The 9,564-nt window shown below is 68.5% G+C and carries 9 protein-coding genes and 2 pseudogenes; 6 read left to right on the forward strand and 5 right to left on the reverse strand.

What is annotated here, in order from left to right:
- The first annotated feature begins 228 nt into the window (after nt 1–228).
- Entirely contained in the window at nt 229–1,140 is a 912-nt protein-coding gene (locus TR46_RS36995; protein WP_042411425.1) for an NAD(P)/FAD-dependent oxidoreductase, read from the forward strand.
- A gap of 145 nt (nt 1,141–1,285) precedes the next feature.
- Here TR46_RS36995 and TR46_RS37000 read toward each other — a convergent pair.
- Both TR46_RS37000 and TR46_RS37005 read right to left on the reverse strand, forming a co-directional pair.
- Nucleotides 1,286–1,674: pseudogene (locus tag TR46_RS37000) on the reverse strand (transposase); the annotation flags it as partial.
- A 182-nt stretch (nt 1,675–1,856) separates the two neighbouring features.
- On the reverse strand, nt 1,857–2,660 hold the full coding sequence (locus TR46_RS37005; protein ID WP_042411428.1) for a helix-turn-helix transcriptional regulator: 804 nt from the start codon (nt 2,658–2,660) through the stop codon (nt 1,857–1,859).
- Nucleotides 2,661–2,844: 184 nt separating this feature from the next.
- Here TR46_RS37005 and TR46_RS37010 point away from each other — a divergent pair, with 184 nt between their 5' ends.
- The 4 genes from TR46_RS37010 (at nt 2,845) to TR46_RS37025 (ending at nt 6,899) form a co-directional block, all read left to right on the forward strand.
- Nucleotides 2,845–3,702 carry an LLM class flavin-dependent oxidoreductase gene (locus TR46_RS37010; protein ID WP_236655698.1) on the forward strand — a complete coding sequence of 286 codons (858 nt, stop codon included), beginning with the start codon at nt 2,845–2,847 and terminating at the stop codon, nt 3,700–3,702.
- Between the two features lie 29 nt (nt 3,703–3,731).
- The gene (locus TR46_RS37015; protein WP_042411431.1) at nt 3,732–5,003 is read left to right on the forward strand and encodes a glycosyltransferase; all 1,272 of its coding nucleotides are present in this window, start codon (nt 3,732–3,734) and stop codon (nt 5,001–5,003) included.
- 298 nt (nt 5,004–5,301) lie between these two features.
- Nucleotides 5,302–6,000, forward strand: coding sequence for an SDR family NAD(P)-dependent oxidoreductase (locus TR46_RS37020; protein ID WP_152626926.1), 699 nt, complete (start codon nt 5,302–5,304; stop codon nt 5,998–6,000).
- Between the two features lie 47 nt (nt 6,001–6,047).
- Complete coding sequence (locus TR46_RS37025; RefSeq protein ID WP_042411434.1) at nt 6,048–6,899, forward strand: NmrA family NAD(P)-binding protein; 852 nt, start codon at nt 6,048–6,050, stop codon at nt 6,897–6,899.
- A gap of 49 nt (nt 6,900–6,948) precedes the next feature.
- On the opposite strand, the gene TR46_RS38715 is transcribed toward TR46_RS37025, so the two are convergent.
- Both TR46_RS38715 and TR46_RS37035 read right to left on the reverse strand, forming a co-directional pair.
- Complete coding sequence (locus TR46_RS38715) at nt 6,949–7,161, reverse strand: hypothetical protein (protein ID WP_052433456.1); 213 nt, start codon at nt 7,159–7,161, stop codon at nt 6,949–6,951.
- Between the two features lie 230 nt (nt 7,162–7,391).
- Nucleotides 7,392–7,745, reverse strand: a complete 354-nt coding sequence (locus tag TR46_RS37035; RefSeq protein ID WP_042411437.1) for an ArsR/SmtB family transcription factor — start codon at nt 7,743–7,745, stop codon at nt 7,392–7,394.
- Nucleotides 7,746–7,890: 145 nt separating this feature from the next.
- Here TR46_RS37035 and TR46_RS37040 point away from each other — a divergent pair, with 145 nt between their 5' ends.
- Nucleotides 7,891–9,267, forward strand: a complete 1,377-nt coding sequence (locus TR46_RS37040; RefSeq protein WP_269084298.1) for an aldehyde dehydrogenase family protein — start codon at nt 7,891–7,893, stop codon at nt 9,265–9,267.
- Nucleotides 9,268–9,285: 18 nt separating this feature from the next.
- Here TR46_RS37040 and TR46_RS45675 read toward each other — a convergent pair.
- Nucleotides 9,286–9,475 (reverse strand): annotated as a pseudogene (locus tag TR46_RS45675) (integrase core domain-containing protein); the annotation flags it as partial.
- Nucleotides 9,476–9,564 lie beyond the last annotated feature (89 nt).

Genomic DNA, 9,564 nt, shown 5'->3' on the forward strand with positions numbered 1-9,564 from the left:
TAGCAGCCAGCCGGTGCCGCTGAGGATCACGTGGAAGCCGCTGCCGGTGAGCCCGGAGTAACTCAGGCCCCATGCCCCCGACTGACGGAACCTTCGCACCGTGCCTCGTCCTACCCGCAGTGCGGAGACAGCCTGACTCATCGCATCCACCAGCGCATGATACATACGAGCAAGTATTTGCGTCGGCAGCGCATATCTCCGTGATCTGTGCGGTGGTTGGCTGGACGTATGAGAGATTGCATTGTCATCGGCGCGGGCGCCGCGGGCCTCAGCGCGGGCCTCACCCTGGGACGCGCGCAGCGCGAGACGCTGGTGGTCGACGCTGGACGCCAGAGCAACCTGCCCGCCACCGTGATCGGCGGTCTGCTCGGGCATGATGGGCGTCCGCCGGCCGAATATTACGCCGCCGCCCGCGCGGAAATCGGCCGCTACCCGTCGATCCGATTCGACGACAGCGAGGTGACCCGCGCGGACCGGCGGGGCGACGGCACCTACACAGTGGTCTTCGCCGACGGGCGTCGAGAGGACGCGCGCACCCTGGTTCTCTCGCCCGGAATGGAGTACCGGTATCCGCACGTTGAAGGCTTGGCCGAGCGGTGGGGCGGCGATGTCTTCCACTGCCCTTTCTGCCACGGCTGGGAGATGCGCGCCCGTCCTACGGCAGTCCTGGCTACCGGCGCAGTCGGCGTGCACGGTGCCCTGAGCCTGCGCTCCTACACCGACGACATTACGTTGCTGACCAATGGCACCGAGCTTTCCGGTGAGTACCGCGACCGGCTGTCTGCCGCTGGCGTCAAGTGGGATGAACGCGCGGTCGCCGCGCTCGACGGAGCCGGCTCAAGCCTGAGCGCGGTGTATTTCGTCGACGGCACCTGTCTCGCTGTCTCCGCCATGCTGGTCAAGACCTTCCTGCACCAGCGTTCGACCCTGGCCGCGGATCTTGGCGCTGAGGTGAACGAGCCGGACGATTTTCTCGGCGTCGGGGCTATCGTCGTCGACGCGATGTCCCGCACCGGAATCCCGGGCCTGTTCGCCGCCGGTGACGCCGCCGCGTCGGTTCCACCTTCCATGGCGGCCGCGATTGCTTCGGGTTACCTGGCCGGAGCAGGTGCCGTGACACAAATAGCAGCCGGATACTGACGCCTCCCACCCGAAGTGGAGCAACGTGAGGCTCTCGCGATGATCTCGCGGTGATAGATGGCCTTTCGGCCGGTGTCCGGTGTGGAGTCACGTTCCCCGCCGCGCCGTACGGGCGAGGTCCAAAGCGGTAGGTCCGGTCGACGCGGCCCGCGTTGCCCGGTCTGAGCAGGGCAGCGACGGGTTCCCCGGTGCCGCCCGGTCCGTGGTCGACGAACGCCGTAGCGGGTGGTGACCGTAGGTCTTCTTCCAAGTCGGGGCGCCGTCCTCCTTGTCGGAGTGCGCGATCACCAGCACTCCGTCCAGGTCGACGGTGACTGCCCCGCCCGCATCAGGCGCCATCTCGCCCGCCAACTGCCAGACCCGTTCGCGCACTTCGGATCGGGCGGCGCGCATTGCCCGCAATACCTTGTCGCCGCAGGCGGCGAGAGTGCCGACGAGTCGAGAGACCGTCGGGTCGGAGGCCACGGGGCCGAAGACGGCCGGCTCGGCCCGCAGCATCGCGACGTCCGTGTGGCAGTCGCCTCCCATCGCGACCCAGCACCTCATCGTCGTCGTGTTTGCCTACTGAGTTCGCCAGGCCGGCCACACCGCCTGGCGAGGGTGGGACCGACGATCCCGGACCAACAAACGCCCCACCCGCCGAACTCCAGCAGTTCCTGCACGCCCTCGAACGAGGCCATGCCATCAACCTCCGTCTACTCCCGGGAGGCGGCAAGCTACCGCTGGCTCAGCACCTGCAGCTTGGCGTCGTGGGCGCCGCGCGCCGTCATGAGGAAGAGTTTCTGCTCCCGGCTGTCTGCGAAGATCACCTCGACGGTGAGGTCGATGCGGCCGACGGCCGGGTGGAGCAGGGACATCTCCTCGTGCCGGCAGGCGCGGACGTCGTGTTCCGCCCAGAGCGCGGCGAATTCGGGGCTTCGGGCGCGGAGCACGTCGACCAGCTCCCCGGCTTGGGGATGCACGTCGGTCGCTGCCCGGATGCTGGCCACGAATGACCTGCTCGTCTCCGCGTGAGTGTCTGTGGGGTACCGGCGGCGCTCCTCCGGTAGGACGAACCAGCGGTAGTACGCACTGCGTTCCCAGCCGGTGAATTGCTGGTAGTCGCCCAGCAACGCTTCCGCGAGTTGGTTCTGCGCCATGGTGACGCCGAGGCTGGTGCCCACCAGTGCCGCAATGCCCTGGACCGACTCCATGACCCTTCTCAGCGTGGGGTCGGCGTCGTCGTCGCTCGCCGTCCGTACGGGAGGGTTGTGATCCAGCAGGGTGAACAGGTGATCGCGCTCGTCGTCGGTCAGTGCCAGTGCTCGGGTGAGCGACAGCGCCACTTCAGGCGACGGCCGTGCTCCGCGGCGCTGCTCCAGCCGGGTGTAGTAGTCAGTCGAGATGTGCGCCAGTTCGGCGACCTCCTCGCGCCGCAGACCGCGCGTCCTCCGGCTGAAACCGTGCGCCGAGCCGTTGGGGCCGGGAGTGAGCTGTTCGCGCCGGCTCCGCAGGAAGTGGGCCAGTCCTTCACGATCCACGCTTCAAACTCTATTTCTCGCGTAGGGGCGGACCGGGCCGAGAATATCCCGGTGACGCCGGGTGATCGAGCACGCCATCGAGTACGCAACCAGGGTCTGTCAGTCCCTGGCCGCCCGGTTCCTTTCCTGCGATTGTCCCTCGCAGTGACAGCGATGATCGCTGGGTGCGGCTTGCCGAAAGGACATGTTGGTGAAAATCGGAATCGGGCTACCGAATCAGGTCCGCAACCTGAATGCCGGGGTGATTCCCGCGTGGGCGGCTCTGGCCGAGCAGGCGGGCTTCTCGACGGTGAGCACGGTCGGCCGGCTCGCCTATCCCGGGGTGATGGACACCGTGGCCCTTGCCGCCGCGGCCGGTGCCACGCGGACGATCGGCCTGCTCAGCACCATCATGCTGGCGCCGGCCTGGCCCGGGACACTGTTCGCCAAGGAAATCGCGAGCATCGACGGCGTCTCCGGCGGACGCCTCACCCTGGGCATCGGTGTCGGTGGCCGCGCCGATGACTTCCTGGTCGAGAGCTCCGGCTTCGCCGACCGCGGGCGCCGGATGGACCGGGACCTGGAGACTTATCGGTCGGTCTGGGGCGGCGAGCCGGTCGGCGGTAGCCCCAACCCAGCTGTGCCTCCCGGTGCGCGCCAGATCCCACTGCTCTTCGGTGCCGGAAGCCGGCCTGCCTTGAGGCGGATGGCGCAGCACGGCGAGGGCTACGTGTCCCCCTCGGTGCCGGCCGCGATGGCCGGTCAAACTTTCGACGCCGCCCGCGCCGCCTGGCGAGAGGCCGGCCGGTCGGGTGAGCCGCGCCTGGTCGCGATCGCCTACTTCGCGATCGCCGATCCCGACACGGGACGGGCCAACGTAGCCGACTACTACGCCGACGCCACCCAGTTCGTCGACATCGTGGTCGACGCGGTGCGAACCACCCCGGCCGAGATCACTCAGGCGGTCAAGGAGTTCGAGGCCATCGGCGCCGACGAGCTGATTCTCAATCCGACCAGCGACGACCCCGGCGAAATCGCCTCCCTCGCCGAACTCGTCGGCTGACCTGGTCACCCCTGAAATAAGGATCACTCATGGCAAAGATCATCGTCGCGGCGCCTCCGGTACCCGGAGAAGTCCTGCCCCTACTGCAACTGGCCGGCGCCCTCGCCGCTCGCGGCCACGACATCACGGTGCTGACCGGCACTGCGTTCCGGAGCCGGGTGGTGGACGCGGGCCTGCGCTTCGCACCGTTGGCCGGCAAAGCCGACTACGACATCGGCCTGTTCGCCGGGTCGAGCGAGCGAACCGCGCTGGCGGCGGGGCCGGACCAGCTCAATTTTGACTGGATCCACCTGTTCGCCAACCCGATGCCGGACGAACACCGGGCACTGCAGGATCTGCTCGAGCAGGACCCTGACCAGTACCTGATCTGCAACCTTCTCTTCCTAGGGGCGCTGCCGGTCAAGCTTGGGGCGGCGGGACGAAGCCCGCTGCGCTGGATCGCCGTGAGTGTCGTCGGGATTGCCCTCAGCAGCGACGACAGCACCTTCTTCGGGCCGGCGCCGGTCGGCCCGGGCGAGGACCAGACGGCGGCCAATCGGGCCGCGAACGCGCAATTTGGCGCCGCATTCCAGCCGACCCAGGACCGCCTGAACCACCTGCTGTCGGCGATGGGCGCGACCGAGGAATTCCTCAACTTCAGCGACCGTCTCTACACCACACCGGACCAAACGGCGATCTTGAGCGTTCCTGGATTCGAGTTCGCACGCCGCGACCTGCCAGCGAACGTCCACCTGGTGGGAGTTTTGCCTGCCGAGTCGGACGACGAATGGCAGCCGCCTGACTGGTGGCCGGAGCTCGACGGAGCACGCCCGGTCGTGGTCGTCACCCAGGGCACCCTGGCCAACCACGATCTTTCTCACCTGGTCGAACCCACCCTCGCCGGTCTCGCCGACATGGATGTCACCGTCGTCGCGGCGCTCGGCCGGGATCCGGGCGCGATCTCGGTTCCCCTACCCGCCAACTCCCGGGTGGCCGGCTTCATCCCGTTCCGCGCCCTCCTGCCGAAGGCTGACCTGCTGATCACCAACGGCGGCGCCAGCGGTACCCAGCATGCCCTCGCCGCAGGCGTCCCCGCTGTCGTCGCCGGGGCTACCGAGGACAAGCCGGCCGTCGCCGCCCGGATCGCGTACCACGGGCTCGGCATCAACCTGGGAACCGCGACGCCCACCGCGCAGGCCGTCGCGGAGGCGACCGAGGTACTGCTGGCCGATGAGAAGACCCGGGAGAATGTGGCCAGGCTGGCGAAGATCTACGCCGAGCACGACCCAGTCGCCGAGATCGAACACCTGGCCCTCGGCTGACCGCCTCCCGGCCGCCGGTTCAGCGGAGCGCAGACGGCACGGGAACGGTGACGACGAGAACGAGTACGAGCATTCGCCGACGGCCGGTGCGGACGTCGAGGGCCCGCGAACCGGCTTGCCAGGGAGCCGGCGCCGTCCGCACCGCTGTCAGGGCCCGTGAACAGCCCAAGCACCACCGGCAGTTCAACGGGGTTCATGCCCGCTTCAGGGCACCCGGCGAACGCGCCGTCGCCCAACTGAAATCCTGGCGCCTCCCGCAGCGGGTGGCGTTCAAGCCGGCGGTACCGCGTGGTCGTGGATGTGGGTGATCACGGGTGGAACCTCGGGCATCGGCCGAGCGACCGCGCAGCTGTTCAGCCGACGCGGTGCCACAGTGATCGTCACCGGCCGCAACGAGGACCGGGGCAAGAAGGTCGCCGCCGAGACCGGTGGGCGCTTCATCCGAGCCGACCTCGCCGTACCGGAGGAGGTACGACGCCTGGCCGCCGAGGCCGGCGAGGTGGACGTGCTGGTCAACAACGCCGGCTACTGGGAGTTGGGCCCGACCGCCGAGACCACCAACGCGGCCTTCGACGCGATGATCGCGGTGAATGTCATGGCCCCGTTCTTCCTCACCGCAGCAATGGCCCCGCCGATGGCCGCACGAGGTCGCGGGGTGATCGTGAACGTGTCCACCATGGTCGCGGCCCGGGGAGCCGCGGGTATGGCCGCCTACGGGGCGAGCAAGGCGGCTCTGGAGGCGTTGACCCGTTCGTGGGCGGCGGAATTCGGCCCGGCCGGCGTGCGCGTCAACGCCGTTGCGCTCGGACCCAGCCGGACCGAGATCACCCAGAGCATGGGCAACATGCTCGACACCCTCGCAGCCGCCAGCCCGCTGGGCCGAGCGAACGAACCTGACGAGGTCGCCCGTGTCATCGCCTATCTCGCCGGCGAGGATGCCCGGCCGATCACCGGAGCCGTCCTCGCCGTTGATGCGGGCCGCGTCGCCACGCTCTGACCGTTCGTCACTATCTCTCCGCAGTAGGCCAATTCAAGGGAAACAGCATGATTCTGGTTACCGGCGCGACCGGCACGGTCGGGTCAGAAGCCGTGCGGCTGCTGTCCGCACGGCACCAGCCCGCCCGGGCATTGGTCCGCGATCCGAGCCGTGTCACCAACCGCACCGGCCTCGCCGACGAGATCGAGATCGTCACCGGCGACTTCGACCGCCCGGACACGCTGGACGCAGCCCTGCACGGCGTCGACACCGTCGTGCTGGTCAGCCCGGCCGTGCCGGCTCAGGAGATCGCGGTCATCGACAGCGCGATCCGGCAGGGCATAACGCACATCGTCAAGATCACCAGCAAGGCGTCAGCCGATTCCCCGGTCGACCGTCGGCGTGGACAGGCGCGGATCGAGGCGCATCTCGAGGCCACCGGCGTAGCACACACGCTGCTGCGCTCGAACGCTTACCTGCAAAACCTGCTCGCGCTGGCCCCGATGATCCGTCAGACGCGGGGCTTTGCGATGTCGGCGGGCGACGGACAGGTCGGGATGATCGACGCCCGGGACGTCGCCGCCGCCGCGACGGCCATTGCCACCTCGCCGGGCCGGCACGTGGGCCGCACCTACTGGCTTACCGGCACCGCCCTGATCACCTACTCCGACATCGCCAAAGAACTCTCCGCGACACTGGGACACGAGATCGAGTACCGCCGGATCCGTCCGGGCGAACACCGGGCGGCAATGATCAAGGCGGGCGTCCCAGAGCCCGTAGCGGCCTCCAATGCCCAGGCATTCGGGCTGATCGCCGACGGCGACGCGGCCTGGCTGACCGACGACGTGGTGACTCTCACCGGCACTGCCCCGCGCAGCCTGCACAGCTTCATCACCGAACACGCAGCGGCTTTCGCCTGATCCAGGAGAACAGCGAGGCCCACGAATCCCGCCTCTGTCCTCCACACCTTCACGGCAGGCTCGTCCCGCTCCAGCGCGCGCCGGGTCGGTACCCCCTGTGACGGTGCAGCACTCGCCATACCCCGGCCACCGACAGGCTGATCGCGGCCAGGCCGAGGGCGGTGTTGCGCAGGGTGGCCATGGTGCGTGGCGCGTGGCCGGTGCGGATCTTGGAGGCGTCCTCGCGCAGGGTGACGTCGCGCAGGTGGTGTACGGCTTCCACTCCCCAGTGTTCGCGGACGTGTTCGGCCAGGTGGGCGGGGGGTGGCCTGGTGCATCGTCAGGTCGGTCGGGGGCGTGGACGCGTTCGAGGGAGAGCTTGCCGGTGGCCAGGATGCGGCGTCGGCGGACGATCTGCAGGACCTGGTCGGCATGGGGGAAGGGCAGGTCGGGAACGGTGGCCACCGTGATCCGTCGGATCTCGTCGCGGCCGCGGAGGGGTGCCCCGGAGGGTCAGGCGCACTCGTCGTTCACGTAGGGCTTCACGCGGCCGACGCTTTCCTTGAGGACGAGGTCGAGCAGTCCGGGGAAGCGCTGGTCCAGCTCTTCCTTGCGCAGGGTGTTGATGCGGCGGGTGCCGATGTCGTGCTGCCGGATGAGACCGGCCTCGCGCAGGACGCGGAAGTGGCGGGTGAGGACGGACGCGGTGACGTCCTGCGTGAAGCCGCTGCAGGCCAGACCGGGGGAGACGGAGAGGGTGACGACGATGGTGAGCCTGGTCTCGTCGGTCAGCGCGCTCATGATCTTGAAGAGGTCGAGGTCGTCCACGTCGGGGTGGATGAGGGGGGACGAGGTGCGGCTGGCCATGAGAGAAGGGTAACGCCGACTACATGTTCGCGTTTGCGCGTACATAGGCTACGGTGAAGGAACGGAACGACCCTTCGTCCGTTATCCGCCGGGTTGCCCATCACCAGTATCACGGCATGCCACCAACGCTTTTTGACGGCGTGGCCTGCATCAAGAACGGAGTACATGCCCCATGACCGCTACAACTGCCCGGGAGTCCAGGACGCAGCAGAGCGAAACGGCCGCGGAGGTGGTCGGCCGCCTGCGTGCGACGTTCAACACCGGCGTCACCCGCCCACTGGACTGGCGTGTCGGCCAGCTGCAGCGGCTGCGGGCCCTGCTGGTCGAGAACGAGCAGGAGCTGACCGAAGCCCTCTGGGCGGACCTGCGCAAGAACGCCGCCGAGGCCAAGGCGCAGGAGATCGACTTCACCGTCGCCGACATCGACGAGACGCTGGCGAACCTCGAGAACTGGCTCCAGCCCCGCCCGGTGGAGGTTCCCGCCCACTTCGGTGGTCCCCACACCACCGCCTACACCACGTACGACCCGCTCGGCGTCGTCCTGGTGATCGCCCCGTGGAACTTCCCGCTGCACCTACTCATCGACCCCATCATCGGCGCCCTGGCCGCCGGGAACACCGTGGTGGCCAAGCCCAGCGAGATCTCGGTGCACACCTCAGCGGTCGCGTCACGCCTGCTGCGACAGTACTTCGACGCCGACGTGCTCACCGTCGTCGAAGGGGGAGCCGAGGAGACCACCGCCCTGCTGGCCCAGCGGTTCGACCACATCTTCTACACCGGCAACGGCACCGTCGGCCGGATCGTCATGGCCGCAGCAGCCCAGAACCTCACCCCGGTCACCCTGGAACTCGGCGGCAAGTCGCCGGTCTTCGTGGCGCCCGACGCCGACGTGGACGAGACCGCCAAGCGGCTGGTCGGCGCCAAGTTCGGCAACGCCGGACAGCAGTGCATCGCCCCCGACTACGTTCTGGCCGATCCCGCTACCGCTGCCGCGCTGGTTCCCGCCCTGCGCGCGGCGGTCGAAGCCCAGTTCGGCTCCACTCCGCAGACCGCAGCCGGCTTCGGCCGGATCATCAACGAGCGGCACTTCGACCGGCTTGCCCGTCTGCTGGACTCCGGCAAGGTGGCGGTGGGCGGCCAGCACGACCGTGATGACCTGTTCATCGCACCGACCGTGCTCACCGATGTCGACCCCGCGTCGCCGGTCATGCAGGAGGAGATCTTCGGTCCGATCCTCGCCGTCGTGGAAGTCGCCGACCTCGAGGCCGCCATCGCCTTCATCAACGACCGCGACAAGCCCCTCGCTCTCTACGCCTTCACCACCTCCGAGGACACCAAGTCACGCCTCGTGAACGAGACCTCCTCCGGCGGCGTCGCCTGGGGCCAGCCGGTGATGCAACTGCTCATGCCCGGCCTGCCTTTCGGCGGCGTCGGCGAAAGCGGCATGGGCCGCTACCACGGCCGCTACTCCCTCGAAACGTTCAGCCACCTCAAGGGCGTGGCGGACGTCCCGCTCGGCTAGTGTCCCGGGTCTCGGTTTGTCTGTGACGGCGAAGACGTAGAGGCGCTGGCCGGTGCGGGTGGCGGTTTCGAGGAAGTCGCAGGCGAGCAGGGCGTGGGCTTGGGAGCGCAGGAAGTCGGCCAGGTGGTGGTCGACCTGAGGGGGCGGGGTCGATTCCCTCGGTGCGCAGGATCTCCTAGACGGTGGAGGCGGCGGTCTTGATGTCAATTCCCTTGTAGGCGTGGCATTTTCCGGCCTCTCGGCGCTGGTGTCATCCATGCCCCACGGCGGCAGGCAGAGACTCAACGTCACCACCGG

The sequence above is a fragment of the Streptacidiphilus carbonis genome (assembly GCF_000787775.1).
Classification (GTDB): Bacteria; Actinomycetota; Actinomycetes; order Streptomycetales; family Streptomycetaceae; genus Streptacidiphilus; species Streptacidiphilus carbonis.